This window comes from Paenibacillus sp. KN14-4R (assembly GCF_052180255.1).
Lineage (GTDB): Bacteria > Bacillota > Bacilli > Paenibacillales > NBRC-103111 > Paenibacillus_AM.
This window is the reverse complement of sequence record NZ_CP197466.1, coordinates 237,501-257,362: the sequence shown is the minus strand read 5'-3', so window position 1 is coordinate 257,362 and position 19,862 is coordinate 237,501. Positions and strand designations below refer to the sequence as shown.

General features: G+C 43.6%; 17 protein-coding genes and 1 rRNA gene (1 of these 18 only partly in view). 1 reads left to right on the top strand and 17 read right to left on the bottom strand.

Annotated elements, in window-relative coordinates; genetic code table 11:
* Window positions 1-15: 15 nt before the first annotated feature.
* The 9 genes from ACSBOP_RS01190 to ACSBOP_RS01150 all read right to left on the bottom strand — a co-directional run bounded on the left by ACSBOP_RS01190 (window position 16) and on the right by ACSBOP_RS01150 (window position 8,166).
* Entirely contained in the window at window positions 16-528 is a 513-nt protein-coding gene (locus ACSBOP_RS01190; protein WP_442602707.1) for an NYN domain-containing protein, read from the bottom strand.
* A 6-nt stretch (window positions 529-534) separates the two neighbouring features.
* Window positions 535-1,281, bottom strand: a complete 747-nt coding sequence (gene rlmB, locus ACSBOP_RS01185) for a 23S rRNA (guanosine(2251)-2'-O)-methyltransferase RlmB (protein ID WP_442602706.1) — start codon at window positions 1,279-1,281, stop codon at window positions 535-537.
* 66 nt (window positions 1,282-1,347) lie between these two features.
* Window positions 1,348-1,755, bottom strand: coding sequence for a Mini-ribonuclease 3 (locus tag ACSBOP_RS01180; RefSeq protein WP_442602705.1), 408 nt, complete (start codon window positions 1,753-1,755; stop codon window positions 1,348-1,350).
* Complete coding sequence (gene cysS / locus ACSBOP_RS01175; RefSeq protein WP_442602704.1) at window positions 1,752-3,149, bottom strand: cysteine--tRNA ligase; 1,398 nt, start codon at window positions 3,147-3,149, stop codon at window positions 1,752-1,754. Before cysS ends, ACSBOP_RS01180 begins: the two co-directional genes overlap by 4 nt.
* Window positions 3,146-3,859 (bottom strand): serine O-acetyltransferase, encoded by a 714-nt coding sequence (gene cysE, locus ACSBOP_RS01170; protein WP_442602703.1) that lies wholly within the window; start codon window positions 3,857-3,859, stop codon window positions 3,146-3,148. Before cysE ends, cysS begins: the two co-directional genes overlap by 4 nt.
* 430 nt (window positions 3,860-4,289) lie before the next feature.
* The gene (gene gltX / locus ACSBOP_RS01165; RefSeq protein WP_442602702.1) at window positions 4,290-5,747 is read right to left on the bottom strand and encodes a glutamate--tRNA ligase; all 1,458 of its coding nucleotides are present in this window, start codon (window positions 5,745-5,747) and stop codon (window positions 4,290-4,292) included.
* A 59-nt stretch (window positions 5,748-5,806) separates the two neighbouring features.
* Window positions 5,807-6,289, bottom strand: a complete 483-nt coding sequence (gene ispF, locus ACSBOP_RS01160; protein ID WP_442602701.1) for a 2-C-methyl-D-erythritol 2,4-cyclodiphosphate synthase — start codon at window positions 6,287-6,289, stop codon at window positions 5,807-5,809.
* Window positions 6,286-6,996, bottom strand: coding sequence for a 2-C-methyl-D-erythritol 4-phosphate cytidylyltransferase (gene ispD, locus ACSBOP_RS01155; protein WP_442602700.1), 711 nt, complete (start codon window positions 6,994-6,996; stop codon window positions 6,286-6,288). The genes ispF and ispD overlap by 4 nt, the downstream gene beginning before the upstream one ends.
* A 63-nt stretch (window positions 6,997-7,059) precedes the next feature.
* Window positions 7,060-8,166 carry a PIN/TRAM domain-containing protein gene (locus ACSBOP_RS01150; RefSeq protein WP_442602699.1) on the bottom strand — a complete coding sequence of 369 codons (1,107 nt, stop codon included), beginning with the start codon at window positions 8,164-8,166 and terminating at the stop codon, window positions 7,060-7,062.
* 106 nt (window positions 8,167-8,272) lie between these two features.
* Here ACSBOP_RS01150 and ACSBOP_RS01145 point away from each other — a divergent pair, with 106 nt between their 5' ends.
* Entirely contained in the window at window positions 8,273-8,668 is a 396-nt protein-coding gene (locus ACSBOP_RS01145; protein WP_442602698.1) for a DUF1573 domain-containing protein, read from the top strand.
* A gap of 91 nt (window positions 8,669-8,759) precedes the next feature.
* On the opposite strand, the gene pssA is transcribed toward ACSBOP_RS01145, so the two are convergent.
* From pssA to ACSBOP_RS01105, 8 genes are all read right to left on the bottom strand, one after another.
* The gene (gene pssA, locus ACSBOP_RS01140) at window positions 8,760-9,500 is read right to left on the bottom strand and encodes a CDP-diacylglycerol--serine O-phosphatidyltransferase (RefSeq protein WP_442602697.1); all 741 of its coding nucleotides are present in this window, start codon (window positions 9,498-9,500) and stop codon (window positions 8,760-8,762) included.
* 63 nt (window positions 9,501-9,563) lie between these two features.
* Window positions 9,564-10,646 carry a DNA integrity scanning diadenylate cyclase DisA gene (gene disA / locus ACSBOP_RS01135; RefSeq protein ID WP_442602696.1) on the bottom strand — a complete coding sequence of 361 codons (1,083 nt, stop codon included), beginning with the start codon at window positions 10,644-10,646 and terminating at the stop codon, window positions 9,564-9,566.
* 37 nt (window positions 10,647-10,683) lie between these two features.
* Window positions 10,684-12,054 carry a DNA repair protein RadA gene (radA, locus tag ACSBOP_RS01130; RefSeq protein WP_442602695.1) on the bottom strand — a complete coding sequence of 457 codons (1,371 nt, stop codon included), beginning with the start codon at window positions 12,052-12,054 and terminating at the stop codon, window positions 10,684-10,686.
* 189 nt (window positions 12,055-12,243) lie between these two features.
* On the bottom strand, window positions 12,244-14,688 hold the full coding sequence (clpC, locus tag ACSBOP_RS01125; RefSeq protein WP_442602694.1) for an ATP-dependent protease ATP-binding subunit ClpC: 2,445 nt from the start codon (window positions 14,686-14,688) through the stop codon (window positions 12,244-12,246).
* 58 nt (window positions 14,689-14,746) lie between these two features.
* A complete protein-coding gene (locus ACSBOP_RS01120; RefSeq protein WP_442602693.1) occupies window positions 14,747-15,811 on the bottom strand; it encodes a protein arginine kinase in 1,065 nt (354 codons plus the stop codon).
* A 31-nt stretch (window positions 15,812-15,842) separates the two neighbouring features.
* A complete protein-coding gene (locus ACSBOP_RS01115) occupies window positions 15,843-16,373 on the bottom strand; it encodes a UvrB/UvrC motif-containing protein (RefSeq protein WP_442602692.1) in 531 nt (176 codons plus the stop codon).
* An 18-nt stretch (window positions 16,374-16,391) separates the two neighbouring features.
* Window positions 16,392-16,850: a CtsR family transcriptional regulator gene (locus ACSBOP_RS01110; protein ID WP_442602691.1), complete on the bottom strand. Its 459-nt coding sequence runs from the start codon at window positions 16,848-16,850 to the stop codon at window positions 16,392-16,394.
* Window positions 16,851-17,236: 386 nt separating this feature from the next.
* Window positions 17,237-19,862: ribosomal RNA gene (locus ACSBOP_RS01105) — 23S ribosomal RNA — on the bottom strand (it continues 303 nt past the right edge of the window).

Below are 19,862 nucleotides of genomic sequence, written 5' to 3'. Positions count from 1 at the left end.
TGGCTTAGTGACGCGCTATTTGCCCCTCCTCATCTGTTCGAGTAGCGCCAAGGTCTTCTCATCCATACTTCCACTTACCGTATTTCTTCTGTAAATTTTCTCAGATTTGATCATTCCCTTGATTTCTTCTTGGTTTTGTCGAACCTTCGTTCGTAACTCACTTGCTGTTAATCGCAATGCACCCGCTCCAAATATAACGTGCTGCTCAATCATATCTGAAGTGGCCACATACACTTGTTTCCTTCTACCAATCAAACCTGTAACCAAGCTCTCAATCAATTCATCCGCGGTCTCTTTCTCCTTGGTGTATAGAATTGTTAGCCGACCCTGATTATACGTTTTACCCAGACCAGATACTTGATAGGCGTCAAAGACCACATACACTTTCATACCTGAGAAGGACTGATATTCGGAGAGCTTATGAATTAACAGCTCTCTAGCTTCTTCAAGTTTCGTATTTTTTAGCTGTTTAAGCTCCGGCCATGCCCCAATTATGTTATAGCCGTCTACGACAAGAAACTCCTGCATCGATCATCAGCTCGTACTTCTTTGACGCACAACTTCGTACATGAGCACGCCTGCCGCTACGGAAGCATTGAGTGAATTAATTCGTCCATGCATCGGCAATTTAACAAGAAAGTCACATTTCTCTTTAATCAATCGACCGACACCTTTATTCTCATTCCCAATCACAAGGGCAAGTGGGAGTTTAAAATTGTTACGATATACATTTTCGGCTGCTGTCACATCCGTACCCGCTACCCATACACCTTGCTCTTTCAGCTTCTCAATTGTTTGTGCAATATTTGTTACACGTGCTACAGGCACATATTCCACAGCGCCAGCAGAGATCTTGGATACTGTTGCAGTTAAACCAACCGCACGGCGTTTCGGAATGATGACACCATGCACACCCGTACAATCCGCAGTCCGTAAAATGGAACCCAAATTATGTGGATCTTCAATTTCATCTAAAATCAAAATGAATGGATCTTCACCCTTTTGCTTAGCAACATCCAAAATATCCTCTATGGTTACATACTCATAAGCGGCAGCTTGTGCCACAACACCTTGATGCTGAACCCCTGGTGTCATTTGATCCAGCTTACGCTTGTCAATAAACTGCACGATGATCCCATGGTTTTTCGCCTCTGCGATGATTGGCTGTGTGAGTGCCTTTTGTGCATTTTCAGCAACCCAAATTTTATTGATTGGTCGCCCAGCACGCAGCGCTTCAATGATTGAGTGTTTCCCTGCGATGTATTCTTCTTCATTACTCATTCGTTATTAACCCTCCAAGTCTAAAGCAAAGCAAATGGCTTCGCATGCTATATATGATGCTCTCGTTTACGGAGCCACGGCGATTTCTAGTAGTTCACGTAACCTCGTGTATTCCTCTTTATAGTATAAATAACCGACAAGACACTCCATACCTGTGGCATGACGGTACTCCAATAAGTCTGCATTTTTCGGAACTGTACCTGACTTCGCATTACGTCCACGCCGAACAATATCCAGTTCTTCTTCGTTAAGTATCGGCATCCAGCGCTCCAAAATACGTGCCTGCGCTTTGGCTGACACGTATTTTGTTGATGAACGATGTAAGTGATTGGGTCGATGATTAGGCTGTGTAATGACATGCTGTCTGATGAACATTTCAAAGACAGCATCCCCTAAATAAGCTAGTACTAGCGGCTGGATCAAATTCGGCTTCTTTCCTGGCGGGATGAAAAATGGATTCAACATATCACTCATTTTCGGCGCCAGCGGATGCCTTGTGGCGTATCTTCAAGGAAAATCCCTTTCTCCGTAAGTAAATCCCGAATTTCATCTGCACGAGCCCAATTCTTCAATGTACGAGCTTCAATACGCTCCACGATCAATTGTTCGATCTCTTCATCCAGAAGTTCATCGGTCTCCTCAGTAAGTAAGCCAAGTACATTATCAAACACTAGGCATGCATCAAGCAATGCTCGTAGTGTTGACGCCGTTACCTGCTCCTGCTGCAAATACACATTTGCTTCTGAGACGAGTTCAAACAATGCGGTAATCGCATCTGGTGTGTTAAAGTCATCATTCATTTTGCTATCAAACTGCGATTTGATCTGATTAATTCGATCCATAACACCTTCCGCAAGTTCACCTTCTAGTGCTGTTTCTAGGCGGTGACGTAAATTAGTTACGCAGTTGAGAATACGATCGACGGAATTATCAGCTTGAGTAATACTATCTTCACTAAAGTTAAGTGGATTGCGGTAATGCGCGTTCAAAATAAAGAAGCGGAACGTTTGCGGACGCACTTGTTCTAATACTTGACGCAGTAAAATACCATTACCGAGCGATTTGGACATTTTTTCATTATCGATGTTAATAAATGCGTTATGCATCCAGTACTTCGCCATCGGTACACCTGTCATCGCCTCAGTTTGAGCCACTTCACATTCGTGGTGTGGGAATTGTAAGTCTTGACCACCGCCATGAATATCAATCGTCTCTCCCAAATATTTATGCACCATCGCGGAGCATTCGATATGCCAACCTGGACGACCTTCACCCCACGGAGAAGTCCATGAAATCTCACCAGGTTTCGCACCTTTCCATAGGACGAAGTCCTGTGGGTTTTCTTTGCGATCGTCAACTTCAATTCGAATGCCGAACTGCAGCTCACTTAAGTTCTGATGCGATAGCTTTCCATATTCCGTGAACTTGGAAGTTCTATAGTATACGTCGCCTCCACTTGGGTAAGCATAACCTGTCTCAACTAGCTTTTGTACAAAATCAATGATTTCTTGGATGTTCTCGGTTACACGCGGATGATGGGATACTGGGCGAATTCCTGCTGCCTTCACATCCTCTAGATAGGCGTCAATAAACCGTTGGCTAAGTTCAGGGACGGTTTCCCCTGTCTCCTCTGCCTTACGAATTAACTTATCATCTACATCTGTAAAATTGACAATATAATTCACATCATAGCCAATGTGTGTTAAATACCGACGAACGACATCGAAAAAAATAGCCGGACGTGCATTTCCAATATGAATATAGTTATAAACGGTTGGACCGCATACATACATTTTGACTTTGCCTGGCTCGAGTGGAACGAATTGCTCCTTTTGCCGTGACATGGTGTTGTAAATGTGTAATGTCATCTGCTTACGCCTCCATTCTTGGTACGCTCGATTTCGAGCTGGTGCTTCAAATTCACGATTTGTTCCCGCAACTTCGGAATTTCATTGATTTGTTCACATAAGCACTGCATTTCATCAATTTGGGTTTGAAGCTTACGGCAAATCTCGATAACCGGGTCAATAAGAACCCCATGATCCAATCGATTGACACGTACGCCGTCTCGTTTGACGATTTTACCGGGTATACCTACTACTGTACTCATTGGTGGTACTTCTTGTAACACGACAGAGTTGGCACCGATCCGCGAATGATCTCCCACACTGAATGATCCGAGCACTTTAGCGCCAGAAGCGATAACGACATTGTTACCAATAGTGGGATGACGCTTGCCCTTTTCTTTGCCTGTACCTCCAAGGGTTACCCCTTGATATAACACAACATCGTCACCTATCTCACAAGTTTCCCCTATGACTACTCCCATACCATGATCAATAAACAATCGATTGCCGATACGCGCACCCGGGTGGATCTCAATTCCAGTAATAAATCGAGAGGCTTGCGATATTATACGTGCGATTGTGAAGAACCTCTTCTTATAAAACCAATGTGCAAAACGATGATGCCAAATCGCGTGTAGACCGGAATAGGTAAACACAACTTCAAATTTACTGCGGGCAGCTGGATCATTCTCGAAAACCGCTTGGATATCTGCTTTTATTCTTTCCCACATCGTGTGTCACCTTTCCATTATCAGCTTAAAAATAAATAAGCCTCTGCAGCCATCCCAATACCGGAAACATGGCTGCAGAGGCGTCATATATGCGCGGTCCCACTCTGCTTTGACGATTTAATTGATCGCCAACTCAATAGCTAATAACGGTAGCAAACCGGCTGAATCTACCCTGTAAACATTCCATACAGATCGACACAGCAGCTCCTAGGCGCATGTTCCGTTTATCGGGATTAGACGACTCTCAGCACAAGGTGCATTGACACCTCGTTCGCCCTCTCTGAAAACCCTGAATAAGCGTACTTCTCCTATTCGTAGCTATTGTTTGATTACGTTTGTGCGATGAAGATTAACCTGCTGCAGATATCTTCGAAGCAATCTTCATAACACACATCGTGTGGATTGATTTAGTATAAGCGAAAATAACCCTTTATGCCAAGGCTTTCTGCAGACGCGCGATAACTTTTTCTTTTCCAAGTAAATGAATCGTCATATTGAGATCACGGCCATGTACTTGACCTGTTAATGCAACACGGATTGGCATGAACAAACCTTTGCCCTTCGTACCTGTCTCTGCTTGAACCTTTTTAATTAATGGCTGAATATCTTCCGCTGCAAATGATTCTGAAGCTTCTACCTGTGCCAAGAAGGAGCGAAGAACGGCAGGAACTTGCTCTTCTTGCATAACAGTTACCCCTTCATCTTCCATTGTAAACTCCTCACTGAAGAACATTTCGGATAGGTTCACAATATCAGCACCGAATCTTAACTGCTCTTGGTAAAGGGCAATTAATTTCACTGCCCAATCACGTGTTGCATCATCAAGTTCAGCTGGCAAACGGCCTTCTTTTTGCAAATGAGGCAATGCGAGTTCAACAACACGCTCTATAGGTGCTTTTTTAATATAATGATTGTTCATCCAGTTCAATTTATCCATGTCGAACACGGCTGGACTCTTGGCTACGCGATCCAGATCAAATTGCTCAATAAGTTCTTCGATTGTGAAGAACTCTTCTTCTCCAACTGGCGACCAGCCAATGAGAACAATGAAGTTCACAACAGCTTCTGGCATATAACCTAGCTCTTGATACTGTTCGATAAACTGAATGAGATTGGCGTCACGCTTACTCATCTTTTTACGATTTGGATTCAAAATTAACGATAAATGCGCAAACTCAGGTAACTCCTGACCCAATGCTTCATAAATCATAATTTGGCGCGGTGTATTCGTCAGATGTTCTTCCGCACGAATTACCGTACTCATTTTCATCATAAAGTCATCGATTACGACAACAAAATTGTAAGTTGGAATGCCATCAGGACGCATGATAATAAAATCACCGATACCGTTCGTATCGAATTCAACTTCACCACGCACTTTATCGACAAATTTAATGATGCGATCTTGAGGTACACGGAAACGAATCGACGGTTTACGACCTTCCGCTTCAAATTGTGCACGCTGATCTGCTGTTAAGTTACGACATCTGCCAGAATACATTGGCGTCTCGCCACGTTCCTCTTGCTCAGCCCGCTCCTTCTCCAGATCACTCTCTGTACAATAGCATGGGTAAGCATGCCCATCCTGTTTTAGTTGCTCGACATAAGGACGGTAAATATCCAATCTCTCCATCTGACGGTAAGGACCATAAGGACCGCCGATGTCCACACTTTCGTCCCAATTGATACCCAACCAACGAAGACCGTTTAATTGGGAGTCGATTCCGCTTTCTAAATGTCTTGTCTGATCTGTATCTTCAAAACGAACGATAAAGGATCCGTTATTTTTTCGAGCTAATAAATAATTAAAAAGTGCTGTACGAGCGCCACCAATATGTAGAAGACCCGTTGGACTTGGTGCATAACGCACACGAACTGGCTTTGTCATGGAAATTCCTCATTTCTCCTTAAGATGTAAACACGAACATGTATATTATCGATAGCCAATCATAGCATATCTTTCACTAAACAAACAACAGATTGCGCGGCAATTCCTTCTCCTCTACCGGCAAAACCAAGCTGCTCGGTTGTTGTCGCTTTTACATTGACCTGATCCAATGTTGCATCCAGTGCTTCAGCAATAATAGCAGCCATCTGTGGAATGTAAGGCAACATCTTAGGCTTTTGAGCGATAATTGTAGAATCGATGTTTCCTAGACGGTAACCACGCTCTCGTACCATTACCCAAACTGCTTTAAGCAATTTCAATGAATCTGCATCTTTAAATGCTGCATCTGTATCCGGAAAATGCTTGCCAATATCCCCAAGTGCCAGCGCTCCTAGAATTGCATCTGTCACTGCGTGCAGCAGCACATCTGCATCAGAGTGACCTAAAAGCCCCTTTTCATATGGAATATCCACGCCTCCAATAATGCACTTGCGCCCCTCTACTAGCTGATGAACATCAAACCCTTGTCCTACTCGAATCATGATTTCGTCTCTCCCCTCACGTTGTGCAAAATCCACTCCGCCCATGGCAAATCCTCTGGAGTCGTTATTTTGATATTATAATAATCACTTTCAACAACTTGTACCGTTACGCCTAGTCTCTCTACAAGCATTGCATCATCTGTCCCTACAAAACCTTCTTCGCTCGCCAGGCGATGTGCTTCTTTTAATAAAGACAGTCGAAAAGCCTGTGGGGTTTGAATAGCCCACAAGCTTCTACGGTCAGGTGTCGATTGAATTCCACCTTGTTCATTGACAACTTTAATTGTATCTTTTACAGGAACAGCAAGTACCGCAGCATCCCGCTTCATTGCCTCACGCCAACAAGCCGCAATATGCGCTTCAGATGCAAATGGACGCACCCCATCGTGGACTAGCACCCATTCTACGTCGCTTGGAAGTTGATTAATCCCTGCTCGCACAGAATCTTGACGCTCTAGGCCTCCTGCGATTACATCCTCTGAACGCAACTTGGTGAAGCCATACATTTCTATGTAAGCTTGGCAACGAGCGACATCATCTTGTCCTACGACAAGTACGATGGAGTTAATGTCTGCCATCTGATCCAATCTTGCCAAAGTATGAGCGAGAATCGGTTTACCGCCGAGGAGTAAATATTGTTTACTTTCTGCCGTCCCCATACGCGCCCCTCTGCCCGCCGCTACCACAACTACGCCTAGCTTTGTCATCTCTACCCCCGGTATATCCATCAATTCGTGTAAGAATATATTTCTAACACAATCATACAAGGATTACTGGGCTTTTTCCAATAGTTTTGGTTTGGCAAATATCATTCTTCCCGCTGAAGTCTGAAGAACACTCGTTACCATAACCTCCAGCATCATACCGATGAAGTCGCGTCCACCTTCTACGACAATCATTGTGCCATCATCTAAATAAGCAACGCCTTGCCCATGTTCTTTCCCATCTTTAATCACTTGGACCAGAATTTCTTCACCGGGTAGTACCACTGGCTTTATTGCATTTGCTAAATCATTAATATTTAGTACAGCTACACCTTGCAATTCACACACTTTATTTAAGTTAAAATCATTTGTAATGACTTTTCCACCCAATACTTTAGCCAATTTAACCAGCTTGGAATCGACCTCAGATACATCTTCAAAGTCACCTTCATAAATCAACACTTTCACATCAAGTTCTTTTTGGATTTTGTTCAAAATATCAAGACCCCTGCGTCCGCGATTACGTTTGAGCAGATCTGATGAATCTGCAATGTGCTGCAATTCCTCCAGAACAAATTCAGGAATGACTAAGGTTCCTTCGATAAATCCAGTTTTGCATATATCCGAAATGCGGCCGTCAATAATGACGGATGTATCCAAAATTTTATGTTCGGCAGTTGGTTTTACTGCTGGAGCACCACTCATCTGCAAACGCAATTTACCAACCCATTGTGATAGCTCTTCCCTTTTACTCAAACCAATTCGATAACCTAGGATTCCGAGAATAGCCGTCACTACCAGTGGAAGTAATGGCTCATACCCTGCGAAATTATTTAACGAAGGGAACAATAATACCGATATTAATAGCCCCAAAACAAGGCCAGCTGCCCCAGAAAACAAATCCCCAATTGAAACTTGTGTTGCTGAGACTTCTCCTTGATGCAATAACTTAACAACTACTCTTCCTACCCCTGCACCCACTGCAAACAAACTCACTATCGTAATCAATTTTACAATAAGGGCTTGTCCACTGCCTTCAGAAATAAAAAGAACGCGAATGAGGGTATCACTCCATTGGTACCCATATAAACCACCCATAATTGCACATAAAAATCCAATCCATTTTTTCAAGGCAGATTCACCTCCTACAATATTTATTCTATTTTCTTCCATCTATTTATAATTATGGTCCAAAAATTGACTTGGTAATCATAAAATTGAAATAATACCCAGTTTCTTATATAATAGTTACCAATGAATAACAAAAGAGGTGAATGGATTGAACGTGATGACACTTAAACAATTTCAGGACCAAGTTTCTGAATTATTGCTCCGTCACCGAAGCTTGCTTGATGTCCTGTCTAAATTCCAACAATCAGGTGCGGCAGTAAACCGCTCTGTCATTAAAGCGATTACGGAATGCGGATGTGTAGAAGTCAATGCTTCCAAGCAACCTTATACACCTGATATGTCCCTTGAAGAAGCGCAGGAAAACATCGGAACACATATGAATGGACATCTATGCGAACATTGTGCTGAAGTCGTACGATCCGAGATAGGCAAGCACATCTTTTATTTGTCAGCACTATCTAATTTACTTGACGTTGATCTTCAAGAAACCCTTCAAAAAGAATCTCAAAAATGCTCCACTCTTGGATTATTTAATATGTCTTAACAAAAGCAATAACAACGCAAAAAAAAGCATTTATCACTCCAGCTTCGGAGTAATAAATGCTTTTTTATTTTCTCACATCATTCATTTGCATTTAGAAATTCAATTTCTGATTTACATCTTCGCCTGATTTTTCGTTACGTTTTTTTCTACGCAATTTGGTGAAGACTCCATCAACGTTTTTTTTTAAGCCCAAAAGCGCATATAGCAACAAGAGGACTAATATACCGTTAGAGATATATGTCGGAAATTGAAGAGCTAAGTAAATCGCAACCCCGATCACTACAGGTGTACCCCAAATTGCTGCTTTCGGAATACCAGACTTCTTGAAGTTTGGATATTTCAAACGAGAAATCATTAAGTATGATAAAAGGATTGTAGCGATTACTGTTACTGCAGCCGGCATATCATTATGGAACAACGCTAATGTACTCAAGATACCGCCTGCTGCTGGTATCGGCAAGCCGATAAAATAACCTGGAGTTCCTGCAACTACGTTAAATCTTGCTAAACGGATTGCACCACAGATTGGGAAAAGAGCTGTTACCGTCCAAGCAAGAACTGGGTTTAGTTCTGTAAATGCCACATAGTACATGATGAAAGCTGGTGCTACACCAAACGAAATGACATCAGAGAGAGAATCCAATTCCTTACCAAATTCGCTTTGTACATTAAGCGCTCGTGCTACACGGCCATCAAGTCCGTCTAAAAGCATCGCAATGATGACGAGTACAGCTGCGCGATCAGCATGGTTGTTAAACACGAGAATAATCGCAAGTACACCGAGAAATAAATTTCCTATTGTAAAAAGATTGGGCAATGATTTTTTTATCATTATTGTCACCTCTAAGTTCTACTGTTCCCTAAACGAAAGATCAATATTACGATTGTATGCAAATTAGATATGTCTGTCAATGAACACTTGCTCCTGAATTCTTTTTAACCCCTCTTTAATTGCTCGTGCTCGAACTTCACCAATTCCGTCAACTTCATCCAGATCTTCAATTGTTGCCGCTACAATCTGAGGTAAATGTCCAAACTCCTCTACGAGGTTATGAATAATAACCGACGGTAATCTTGGAATTTTATTGAGTACGCGGAAACCTCTTGGTGAAACCTGTTCATCTGCAATAGAGCTGGTATGAAGAAATCCAAGTAATCGAATAATATGATGCGCATCAGGCAGCTCATCACCGTTAGAAACACGAGTCAAACCAGCGAAAGCTTCTTTTACTTTTTCATCCGTCAGTTCACGTACATAATCTTTAATAATTAAACGAGCTTCTACCTCCATATTGCCAGCCATCTCTTCTAACTGCATGGAAATGAGTCTTCCTTCTGTACCTAACTCATTAATAAATTTATTGATCTCACCTTTTATACGTAAAACAACCTCAATACGTTGCAAGACATGGATAATATCGTGTAATGTCACAAGTTCTTCAAATTCGGACGCACCCAAATTAGTGATGGACTGATCAAGCACGACCTTATAGCGCTCCAACGTTTGAATCGCTTGGTTCGCTTTTGTCAGAATGACACCAATATCTTTAAGTGAATACCGCAGATTACCTTGATAGAGCGTGATAATATTGCGTCTTTGTGAAATGGATACGACAAGCTTACCCGTTTGTTTCGCTACTCGCTCAGCTGTACGATGGCGAATCCCTGTTTCTGTCGATGCAACATCTGGGCTGGGGTTAAGTTGCGTATTCGCATATAATATCTTCTTGCCGTCCTCACTAAGAATAATTGCACCATCCATCTTAGCAAGCTCATATAAATAAGCAGGTGAGAAATCACAATTGATCGAAAATCCACCGTCAACAACACTCATAACATCTTCATTACAACCGACCACGATCAGCGCACCCGTCTTTGCACGCAGGACATTCTCTAACCCATCCCGCAATGCTGTGCCAGGTGCAACTAACTGCAACAATTGGCTCATGACATCCCTTTTTATTTCTTCTTTCGTCATGTTGTTTCCTCCTGAAACTTAAGGTTCCTCTTTCTTTTTATTCAAATGCTGCTTTTAACGCTTCAGCAACTGTATTTACTCCGATCAATTGAATACCTTCGGGATGCTGCCAACCTTTCATGCTTTTTTCAGGTAAAATCACCCGGCGAAAACCAAGCTTCTGTGCTTCCTTCACCCGCTGATCAATCCTTGATACACCACGAACTTCTCCTGTTAACCCAATCTCACCAAAAACAACATCATAAGGTTGAGTAGGTCTTTCCTTTAGAGAAGACGCAATAGCAATCGCGACTGCTAAATCAACAGCTGGTTCATCCAGCTTCACGCCACCTGCTACATTCAAGTATGCGTCTTGATTCTGTAAAAACATGCCGATACGTTTTTCCAATACAGCAATAATGAGTGATAATCGATTATGATCAATACCTGTAGCCATCCGTCTTGGTGATGGGAAATTAGTGGCAGAGACAAGTGCCTGTATCTCCACCAAAATAGGTCTTGTTCCCTCCATTGAAGCAACAACAGTCGAACCTGCAACTCCTAATGGCCGTTCTGATAAAAATAACTCTGAAGGGTTGCTCACTTCAACTAAACCCTGCTCACGCATTTCGAAAATGCCGATTTCATTCGTTGATCCGAATCGATTCTTTACCGCGCGAAGCAAACGATAACTGTGATGCCGCTCTCCTTCAAAGTAAAGCACACAATCCACCATATGTTCAAGGAGCCTTGGTCCTGCAATAGCTCCTTCTTTAGTCACATGTCCGACAAGTATGGTTGCTATTCCTTTTGTCTTAGCTATACGCATAAAGTGCCCCGTACAATCACGCACCTGACCAACAGTTCCTGGTGCTGATGTATTGGCAGGATGATAGACGGTTTGAATCGAATCAATTACCATAATATCCGGCGCAATCTCCGAAATCGCTTCTTCGATATGATCTAAATTTGTCTCACACAGTACAAAAAGCAGCGGGGATACAGTCTGTAAGCGATCTGCACGCAGCTTTGTCTGTTTAATCGATTCCTCGCCAGAGATATAAAGGACTTTTTGCCCTGCTTCAGCTAGTGAATGCGAAGTTTGCAGCAATAATGTCGATTTACCAATACCAGGATCGCCACCAACTAGAATAAGCGAACCCGGAACAATACCTCCGCCGAGCACTCGATTAAACTCTTCATTCGAAGTTACCACCCTCGGTTCCGGACTACTTTCTATATGTATGATTGAAATTGGCTTTTCTTTCGTTCGTAAAAAAGAAGATGCCGAAACTCCTTGTGTCTTGATAACCGATTCTACTTCTTCCGTCATCGTATTCCAATTTTGACAACCCGGACATTTCCCCATCCATTTGGGTGATTCGTAACCGCACTCCCCACAAACAAATTTTGTTTTAGTTTTACTCACTACGATTAGACGCCCCTTCTCTTGTTACCCCTTCATTTACCGAACTATACATACCCTTCAAAGTTTACCATTTCTGCACCAGATATAAAAGTAAAACCATGCTATGATTTTTTTATCACAATAAATACTTTTACACAAAAAAATCCGGGAGAGTTATCTCCCGGATTACTTACCTATTAAAAATTTGTATTACGATTGAACTGTTACTCCTTCATTGCGAAGTACGACAAGTTCCCCATCTTTTTCATCAATTGTCACGGAATCACCTTTTACAATGTTTCCTCTTAACAACTCTTCAGATAAACGATCCTCAATGTGCTTTTGAATAGCCCGACGCAGAGGTCTTGCACCATAAGTCGGATCATAACCCTCTTTGGCAAGAAATGCTTTCGCTGTATCAGTTAAAGAGAAATCAATGCTTTGTTCTTTTAAACGTTTATGCAATTCGTTCGCAAGGATCGATACAATCTCTGCAATATGCTTCTCATCCAGTGAGTGGAATACGATAATCTCATCAATCCGGTTCAAGAACTCAGGACGGAAAGATTTCTTAAGCTCCGACATGACCTTATCCTTCATGTTGTTGTAATCACGACCCGAATCCTGCACAGCTGTAAAACCAAGCGAAGAGTTTTTCTTGATTGCTTCAGCACCTACGTTGGATGTCATAATAATGAGCGTATTTCTGAAGTCAACGGTACGTCCTTTCGAATCCGTTAGACGACCATCTTCTAAAACTTGAAGCAAAATATTAAATACTTCAGGATGCGCTTTTTCTACTTCATCAAGAAGGACAACCGAATATGGCTTACGGCGTACTTTCTCCGTTAATTGACCACCTTCATCAAATCCAACATACCCTGGAGGCGCCCCAACTAGACGAGCAGTTGAATGCTTCTCCATATATTCCGACATATCGATGCGGATGACAGCATTCTCATCACCGAACAAGGATTCAGCGAGTGCACGAGCAAGCTCCGTTTTACCAACACCCGTAGGACCTAGGAATATAAAGGAACCCATCGGACGCTTCGGATCTTTAAGACCTGCACGGGAACGTCTTACCGCACGGGATACCGCTTTAACAGCTTCTTCTTGCCCAATGACACGCTCATGAAGAATATCTTCCATCTTGAGCAAGCGTGCTGTTTCTTCCTCTGCTAATTTGGATACTGGAATTCCAGTCCAAGAAGCTACGATTTGAGCAATATCTTCTGGTGTCACTTCCGTATCTAGACGACCTTGCTTCTCTTTCCAATCATTCTTCGTACTATCCAACTCTTCACGCAGCTTTTGCTCTGTATCGCGTAGTGATGCTGCTTTCTCGAACTCTTGGCTTTGGACTGCAGCATCTTTCTCTTTACGAATATCTTCAAGCTTATTTTCAAGCTGTTTGAGTGAAGGTGGTATTGTATAAGAGCGAAGTCGGACTTTGGAACTCGCTTCGTCAATTAGGTCAATTGCTTTATCAGGTAAGAAGCGATCCGGAATATAGCGATCAGACAATTTCACAGCTTCTTCAATTGCTTGATCTGTAATTTTGACACGGTGATGCGCTTCATAACGGTCTCTTAGCCCATGAAGAATCTGAATGGCTTCTTCTGGTGATGGCTGATCAACCGTAATCGGTTGGAAACGACGCTCAAGAGCCGCATCTTTTTCAATATATTTACGATATTCATCCAGTGTAGTCGCACCGATACATTGCAATTCACCACGTGCAAGAGCTGGTTTCAAAATGTTTGAAGCATCAATTGCACCTTCTGCGCCACCAGCACCGATCAGTGTGTGAAGTTCATCAATGAACAAGACGATGTTACCCGCTTGGCGAATTTCATCCATGATTTTTTTCAAACGGTCTTCGAACTCCCCACGGTACTTCGTACCAGCCACAACTGAGCCCATATCTAGTGTCATGACACGTTTATCTTTTAACGTTTCGGGAATTTCATTGAGAATAATACGTTGCGCAAGTCCCTCAGCAATTGCTGTTTTACCTACACCAGGCTCCCCGATTAAAACAGGGTTATTCTTCGTCCGACGACTTAGCACTTGAATCACACGCTCAATTTCTTTAGCACGACCGATAACCGGATCAAGGTGACCCTCTTTGGCATAAGCCGTTAAATCACGCGCAAGGGAATCCAGTGTAGGTGTGCTCACATTGGAACTGTTGCCATGAGAACTAGATACGACTTCACTTGAACCGAGTAATTGCAGCACTTGCTGACGCGCTTTATTCAAGGAAACGCCCAGATTGCCAAGTACACGGGCCGCGACCCCTTCTCCTTCACGAATGAGGCCCAGAAGGATATGCTCGGTTCCTACATACGTATGCCCTAACTTACGAGCTTCGTCCATGGATAGCTCGATTACTTTTTTCGCCCGTGGTGTATAAGCGATATTCGTTGGCTGTTCTTGACCTCTTCCAATTAGAGATTCTACCTCATCTTGAATTTTTTCTAACCCAAGATTCAAAGCGATAAGCGCTTTTGCTGCTATCCCATCACCCTCACGAATTAAACCTAGCAAAATATGTTCCGTACCAATATTATTATGACCTAAACGAACTGCTTCTTCCTGTGCGAGTGACAGCACCTTCTGTGCGCGTTCTGTAAATCTTCCAAACATCATAATGTTACACCTCCAATGATATCTTTATTACAAGGAGAGACGGTTTAACCGTCTAAATTTACTTGCTTCCGTTTAATTGATCACGAATAATCTGTGCTCTACGTATATCTCTTTCTTCTGCAGAGAGCTTAACTCCTGCAATCTGCTGTAAAAAACCGGGCTGCGTCATAACTAACAACTCATTAAGCGCAGTAGGAGAAACATTTTCTATAATTCCTAAGTCAATTCCCAACCTCACATCGGATAAGCGCTGTGCAGCTTCTTTGGAGTCCATGATCGCTGCATAGGTGAGGGTACCGAGTGATCGGGAAACACGATCAATAATGCGAGTTTTCATCTCAAGCATGAGCTTCCGGCGCTCCGCACGTTCATGCTCTATAATCTGTCTTGCTACACTATGCAAATTATTAATAATTTCTTCTTCAGATTGACCTAAGGTAATCTGATTAGAAATCTGAAAAATATTCCCTACCGCTTCACTACCCTCACCATACAGGCCTCTTACAGCTAATCCTACTTGAGTGACAGCCGATAATATTCGATTAATCTGCTGCGTCAGAACAAGCGCTGGCAGATGCATCATCACAGAAGCGCGAATACCCGTTCCTACATTTGTAGGGCAACAAGTTAGGTAACCTTTCTTCTCGTCATAACCGTAATTTAGGTGCGATTCAAACACATCGTCAATTTGGGAAGCTAAGTCCCATGCTTCTTTTACCTGAAATCCTTGGTATAAGCACTGAATTCTTAGGTGGTCTTCTTCATTGACCATGACTGAGACCGATTCTTGTTCACTTAAAACGACTGCCCCATTACGCGAGTCATTCGCTAAATTAGGTGATATCAAATGCTTCTCTACGAGTACTTTCTTTTCCAATTCATTTAATTCAGATAAAGGTACGATTGTGAAATTACCGATTGTCCCTAATTCTTCGCTTGCAACGGCCTCGGTGACTTGATTTAATACTTGCTCAGACTGTGCATTCGTGGCAAGCATCGGAAAAGGGACACCTCGCAGGTTTCGAGCAATTCGAACCCGCGATGATATGACAACATCAGAGTCAGGACCATCTCCCTTCATCCAATCACTTAACGCCTCACGAGTAAACCGTTCATATGCCATACAATTCCCTCCTCCAAACACTTCAATAGTGTTATCCTTCTTGGGCGGATATCTTCTTCTCTATTTCACGAATTTCATCTCGAATCTTTGCAGCCTGTTCAAACTCTTCACGCTCAATACGTGTCATCATATCCTTCTTCAAATCTTCAATTTCTCGCTTATATTTAATGAGACCACCAGAACGCTTCGGCACTTTCCCAACATGAACGGTGTTCCCATGTACTCGCCGTAATACCCCATCCAGCTTCTCGGCAAAATTGTTATAACAGTCAACACATCCAAGACGACCCAGCTTCGTAAATTGTGTGTACGTAAGCCCACAATGATCACAATGAATTGTTGGTGCCGTTTTTGCAGTGAATCCATTGTTACCATTACTCAGATCGAAATCAAGCAATCCCGATAGTAAATTATGAATCGAGAACCCATTTGTCGTACCTGGCAATAGATCCCCTTTTTCCCGCGCACACGATTCACAAAAATGAAATTCTGTTTTCTCACCATTTACTATTTTTGTGAAGTGCAAGGAAGCTGGTTTTTTACCACATTCTTGACAGTTCATAGGTTACCTCTCCTTCAACTAACTTAATAAAGAAATTAGCATCGCTTTTAAAATTCTCGCTCTAAGCTGATCACGCATTGGCAATTTAATTTGTAATGTTTCTCTCGAAATAGCCGTTTTCATCAGATTCGCTTCTCTAACTGTGATATGTCCGCCATCTTTCAGACGATATATCAAACCCTCAGATGAAGCTTGATCAATCTGATCCTGAATCGTCTGAAATATAAAATCAATAATCGAGGCATGCGATTGCAAACAGAGCTTCTGAATACGTATATAACCACCGCCACCACGCTTACTCTCAACCAAGTAACCTTTTTCTAGAGTAAACCGAGTCGAGATCACGTAGTTAATTTGTGAAGGAACACATTGAAATTGCTCAGCTAATTCATTGCGTTGAATTTCGACGGCCTGATCGGGGCTTTGCTGCAATATTTGCTTCAAATATTGTTCAATGATTTCGGATACGTTACGCATCCATTCCCCTCCTTTCCGCTCGGTGTTAATTGACTTTGACTTTCTTTGACCTTAATTATATTATAATCAAACCTGCAACAATTGACAAGGGCCTAGTTGGAAATCCTCTTACTTCATTATTATTAGTCAAGCCGTTCAAGGCTATTCAGCAGTTCAGAAATACCTTTCGGCGAAATTATTGCATACAACGCAAAAAAATCTGTAATCACTCACAGTGATAACAGATCCATTTACAAACCCTATGGTTTGTACCTTGAAAACTAGATGCGAATTGAAGTGAAGTAAAACATGGAATAACATAAGAGCATGCTTCTCGGGTTTTCTTACGAAAACACCTACCAGCACAAACCTTTATGCTTACGAAGCAACTTTACTTCGTAAAATTTTTAGATAAGCCCTCGACCGATTAGTATTGGTCAGCTCCACACATTGCTGTGCTTCCACCTCCAACCTATCAACCTCGTCGTCTACAAGGGGTCTTACTAATTGGGAAATCTCATCTTGAGGGGGGCTTCGCGCTTAGATGCTTTCAGCGCTTATCCCCTCCGTACATAGCTACCCAGCGGTGCTCCTGGCGGAACAACTGGTACACCAGCGGTACGTCCATCCCGGTCCTCTCGTACTAAGGACAGCTCCTCTCAAATTTCCTACGCCCACGACAGATAGGGACCGAACTGTCTCACGACGTTCTGAACCCAGCTCGCGTACCGCTTTAATGGGCGAACAGCCCAACCCTTGGGACCTACTTCAGCCCCAGGATGCGATGAGCCGACATCGAGGTGCCAAACCTCCCCGTCGATGTGGACTCTTGGGGGAGATAAGCCTGTTATCCCCAGGGTAGCTTTTATCCGTTGAGCGATGGCCCTTCCATGCGGTACCACCGGATCACTAAGCCCGACTTTCGTCCCTGCTCGACTTGTTGGTCTCGCAGTCAAGCTCCCTTATGCCTTTGCACTCTTCGAATGATTTCCAACCATTCTGAGGGAACCTTGGGACGCCTCCGTTACTCTTTAGGAGGCGACCGCCCCAGTCAAACTGCCCACCTGACACGGTCCCTCTACCGGTTATACGGTAGTAGGTTAGAACTCCGATACGATCAGGGTGGTATCCCAACGTTGCCTCCACCTAAGCTGGCGCTCAGGCTTCTAAGGCTCCCACCTATCCTGTACAGATCGTACCAAAGTTCAATATCAAGCTGCAGTAAAGCTCCATGGGGTCTTTCCGTCTTGTCGCGGGTAACCTGCATCTTCACAGGTATTAAAATTTCACCGGATCTCTCGTTGAGACAGCGCCCAAGTCGTTACGCCATTCGTGCGGGTCAGAATTTACCTGACAAGGAATTTCGCTACCTTAGGACCGTTATAGTTACGGCCGCCGTTTACTGGGGCTTCGGTTCACAGCTTCGGGATTGCTCCCTAACCACTCCCCTTAACCTTCCAGCACCGGGCAGGCGTCAGCCCATATACTTCGCCTTACGGCTTCGCATAGACCTGTGTTTTTGCTAAACAGTCGCTTGGGCCTTTTCACTGCGACCCCCTCGAGCTATTCACTCTACCGGGGTACCCCTTCTCCCGAAGTTACGGGGTCATTTTGCCGAGTTCCTTAACGAGAGTTCTTCCGCGCGCCTTAGAATTCTCTTCTCACCCACCTGTGTCGGTTTACGGTACGGGCACCTTGACCTGACTAGAAGCTTTTCTTGGCAGTGTGAAATCATGACCTTCGGTACTTTAAGTTTCCCTCCCCATCACAGCCCAGCCTTATCGATGTGCGGATTTGCCTACACATCAGCCTCACTGCTTGGACGAGCATATCCATCGGCTCGCGTCACTATCCTACTGCGTCACTCCATCGTTCATAACGGTTTTTGGTGGTACAGGAATTTGAACCTGTTGTCCATTCGACTACGCCTTTCGGCCTCGCCTTAGGTCCCGACTTACCCTGAGCGGACGAACCTTCCTCAGGAACCCTTAGGTTTTCGGCGGACAAGATTCTCACTTGTCTTTTCGTTACTCATACCGGCATTCTCACTTGTGTACGCTCCAGCTGTCCTCACGATCAACCTTCACTGCTGTACACAACGCTCCCCTACCCAAACAGAAATTCATCTGTTGTCATAGCTTCGGTGGTGTGTTTAGCCCCGTTACATTTTCGGCGCAGAGTCACTCGACCAGTGAGCTATTACGCACTCTTTAAATGATGGCTGCTTCTAAGCCAACATCCTGGTTGTCTTTGCAACTCCACATCCTTTCCCACTTAACACACACTTGGGGACCTTAGCTGATGATCTGGGCTGTTTCCCTCTTGACAATGGATCTTAGCACTCACTGTCTGACTCCTGGATATAAGTATGTGGCATTCAGAGTTTGACTGAACTTGGTAACCCTTGGGGGGCCCCGCATCCAATCAGTGCTTTACCTCCACTACTCTCTTTCCAAGGCTAGCCCTAAAGCTATTTCGGGGAGAACCAGCTATCTCCGAGTTCGATTGGAATTTCTCCGCTACCCCCACCTCATCCCCGCATTTTTCAACATGCGTGGGTTCGGGCCTCCAGTGCGTGTTACCGCACCTTCACCCTGGACAGGGGTAGATCACACGGTTTCGGGTCTACGTCTACATACTAAAATTCGCCCTATTCAGACTCGCTTTCGCTGCGGCTCCGGCTTATCACCTTAACCTCGCATGCAAACGTAACTCGCCGGTTCATTCTACAAAAGGCACGCCATCATCCCTTAACGGACTCTGACTTTTTGTAAGCGCACGGTTTCAGGTTCTTTTTCACTCCCCTTCCGGGGTGCTTTTCACCTTTCCCTCACGGTACTGCTTCACTATCGGTCGCTAGGGAGTATTTAGCCTTGGCAGATGGTCCTGCCAGATTCCGACGGGGTTTCACGTGTCCCGCCGTACTCAGGATCCGTCTAGGAATTTCGCTCGCTTTTGGCTACAGGGCTGTTACCTTTTATCGCAGACCTTTCCAGATCTCTTCGCCTAGCAAGCTATTTCCATGTTGACGTC